The 3,588-nt window shown below is 52.0% G+C and carries 2 protein-coding genes and 1 pseudogene; 2 read left to right on the forward strand and 1 reads right to left on the reverse strand.

Annotation, left to right across the window (positions count from 1 at the left end; genetic code table 11):
• Positions 1-164: 164 nt before the first annotated feature.
• A complete protein-coding gene (clpB, locus tag BBW68_RS05295; protein ID WP_070134314.1) occupies positions 165-2,738 on the reverse strand; it encodes an ATP-dependent chaperone ClpB in 2,574 nt (857 codons plus the stop codon).
• A 429-nt stretch (positions 2,739-3,167) separates the two neighbouring features.
• On the opposite strand from clpB, the pseudogene BBW68_RS20555 reads away from it, so the two are divergent.
• Both BBW68_RS20555 and BBW68_RS05300 read left to right on the forward strand, forming a co-directional pair.
• Positions 3,168-3,300, forward strand: a pseudogene (locus tag BBW68_RS20555) (type I restriction-modification system subunit M N-terminal domain-containing protein); the annotation flags it as partial.
• Positions 3,301-3,406: 106 nt separating this feature from the next.
• On the forward strand, positions 3,407-3,588 hold a 182-nt coding region (locus tag BBW68_RS05300; protein ID WP_186821247.1), incomplete at its 3' end, for a transposase.

Genomic DNA, 3,588 nt, shown 5'->3' on the forward strand with positions numbered 1-3,588 from the left:
TTGCAGAGGCGCAGTATAGGCAATTTCTGGAGACTAGCAAGGGCAAATCGCAAAAAACTTTTCAAACGCTCACTTTCTAGGTAAAACACCCTTTAAAGCCCGTTTTTTTTACCGCTTTAATAAACAAAAATGGGCCAAAGGCCCATTTTTGTTTATTACCGTTATTACTGATGTGCGACGATGACATCGTTTTCCACATCCATTTGGATGATTTTGCCCGGTACTAACGCCCCGGATAAAATCTGCTGCGCCAGCGGATTCTCTATTTGATGCTGAATCGCACGTTTCAGCGGCCTTGCCCCGTAAACCGGGTCGTAACCATTCTCCACCAGTTTCTGCAATGCTGTTTCTGAGATATGTAGTTCATAACCGCGCTCTTCAAGGCGCTGATACAGACGCGTCAGCTGAATACGTGCAATAGAAGCAATATGCTGCTCGCCCAGCGGGTGGAAGACCATCAGCTCATCAATACGATTGATGAACTCAGGACGGAAGCTTTGGCTGACAACAGCCATCACCATCTCTTTCATAGCATCGTAACTCAGCGCGCCGAAACGCTCCTGAATCAGGTCGGAACCGAGGTTCGAAGTCATGATCACAACGGTGTTGCGGAAATCGACCGTTCTACCCTGACCATCCGTCAGGCGACCATCATCCAGTACCTGCAGCAGAATGTTGAACACATCCGGATGCGCCTTCTCGACTTCGTCCAGCAGGATAACAGAATATGGACGACGGCGAACCGCTTCTGTCAGGTAGCCCCCCGCTTCATATCCGACATAGCCAGGAGGAGCACCTACCAGACGCGACACCGAGTGTTTTTCCATAAACTCTGACATATCAATGCGAACCATGGCATCGTCACTGTCGAACATAAAGTTCGCCAGCGCTTTGCATAACTCGGTTTTACCCACCCCGGTTGGACCAAGGAACAGGAATGAACCGATCGGGCGGTTAGGATCGGCCAGACCTGCACGACTGCGGCGAATGGCATTTGAAACTGCTTCAACCGCTTCGTTCTGACCAATCACGCGAGTATGCAGCTGCTGCTCCATACGCAGCATCTTATCGCGCTCACCTTCCATCATGCGGTCCACTGGGATCCCAGTCCAGCGAGCCAGTACGTCGGCAATTTCGACGTCGGTCACGCGGTTACGCAACAGGCGCATGGTTTTGCCTTCAGACTGAGTGGCGCTCTCCAGCTGTTTTTCCAACTCTGGAATTTTACCGTACTGCAGCTCTGACATCTGGGCCAGATCGCCCTGGCGCCGCGCCTGCTCCATCGCCAGCTTGGCATTTTCCAGCTCTGTCTTGATATGCTGAGTACCGGAGAGTGAGGCTTTTTCCGCCTTCCACTCTTCTTCCAGCGCTGAATACTCGTGCTCTTTCTGGCTCAGCTCAGCTTCCAGCATATCCAGACGCTTGATGCTGGCATCGTCAGACTCTTTCTTCAGCGCCTGCTGCTCCAGCTTGAGCTGGATAATCCGGCGTTCCAGACGGTCCAGTGATTCCGGCTTCGAGTCAATCTGCATACGGATGCTTGAAGCCGCTTCATCGATCAGGTCGATGGCTTTGTCTGGCAGCTGTCGGTCAGCAATATAGCGATGCACTAAGGTCGCGGCCGCCACAATCGCTGGATCGGTGATCTGCACATGGTGATGCAGCTCATAGCGCTCTTTCAGCCCGCGCAGAATAGCGATCGTGTCTTCCACGCTCGGTTCGGCAACAAACACTTTCTGGAATCGACGCTCCAGCGCGGCATCCTTCTCTATGTACTGACGATACTCATCCAGCGTAGTGGCACCCACGCAGTGCAGCTCACCGCGCGCCAGTGCCGGTTTCAGCATATTACCGGCATCCATTGCGCCATCGGCTTTACCCGCGCCGACCATGGTATGCAGCTCGTCAATAAACAGAATGACGTTACCTTCCTGTTTTGAAAGGTCGCTCAATACCGCTTTCAGGCGCTCTTCGAACTCACCACGGTACTTCGCCCCGGCAATCAATGCCCCCATATCCAGTGACAGGACGCGGCGACCTTTCAGCCCTTCCGGCACTTCACCATTGATAATGCGCTGCGCTAGCCCTTCCACGATCGCCGTTTTACCCACACCTGGCTCGCCGATCAGCACCGGGTTATTTTTGGTACGGCGCTGCAGAACCTGAATCGTACGGCGGATCTCTTCGTCACGGCCGATGACCGGGTCAAGTTTGCCCAACTCAGCACGCTCGGTCAGATCGATGGTGTATTTCTTTAATACTTGGCGCTGATCTTCAGCGCCCTGGTCGTTCACGCTATCGCCTCTACGCATCTGGTCTATGGCTTTTGTTAGCTTATCGCTGGTTGCTCCGGCTGATTTCAATAAATCAGCCAGCGAACCACGCGAGTCGAGCGCCGCCAGAACGAATAATTCTGAAGAGATAAAATTGTCGCCGCGCTCCTGCGCCAGCTTGTCGCACAAATTAAGTACCCGCACCAAGTCGGCAGAAGGCTGAACATCACCATAGGTCCCTTCCACCTGCGGCAGACGGCTGAGCGCCTGTTCAATTGCGTTACGCAGGGACGAAACGTCCACGCTGGCTGAAGTCAGTAAAGAGCGAACGGATCCCCCTTCCTGAGTGAACAGTGCACTCATCAGATGCAGAGGTTCAATGAATTGGTTACCGTGGCCAAGAGCTAGTGACTGAGCGTCGGCAAGTGCCAGTTGGAATTTGTTAGTAAGACGATCCAGATGCATAATTTCCCCCTATCAGGTCAAGTTGCTACTGGAGATTAAATGAGGTCATCCTTCAAATTTTTCAAGGTTAATGACCTGACATTCTGGAGAAAAAAACATCAATCCGGACAGTCCTATCTCGCTAGGTTATATCAGCCAGATTAAACTTACCATATGGTCGGTGACGCCATCACGTCGGAAGGAGAGAAATTGCTCAGCCTGAGTATGGGTACATTGCCCGCCGCCCCAGACCTAGCGCAAACCGCAGCCTTGTAGCCGCTGTTTTGCCAGCAACCATAAATCCGCATAAAACTTTGGCTATTTGCATTCTGAGGTAGGATCGCAAATTTAGTCAAGAACTGAATTCCATCCCCCTTTTGTGCAAAATCTGGTTGAAATTCGCAGATTGACTACAGTACCGTTCTGTGCAAAAGGTGGTTGAAGTCCAGAATGAACGAATTTACGGGATCGGCAGCTTCACAGGCTGACTTTAATTTGGAAAAACGCGGAAGACCTGTGGGGGGACTTCAAGCATACGGACTTTGGCAAGATCATTTTGCCGTTTACCTTGCTGCGCCGCCTAGGTAGAGTCTTAGGACGTGGTGTAAATTTGGAAGGATGGTGAGAGCCATTGGCTTATCCGGTAAGGTAATGGTTAATTAGACAATTATCTCAGAAGGAGTCAACCGATGGCCGACAACAGCATGACATTCAGCAACACCCTGATGCAACTCGGCGGCGAGGACTTTCTGCGTGAACTCACCGAATTTATGCTCAACCGCATCATGGAGGCCGATGTCACTCAGCGCATCAACGCAGAGCCTCATGAGCGCAGTGACGAGCGGGAGACCTACCGTAACGGCTACCGTGA

This window comes from Candidatus Erwinia dacicola (assembly GCF_001756855.1).
In the GTDB taxonomy this organism is placed as follows: domain Bacteria; phylum Pseudomonadota; class Gammaproteobacteria; order Enterobacterales; family Enterobacteriaceae; genus Erwinia; species Erwinia dacicola.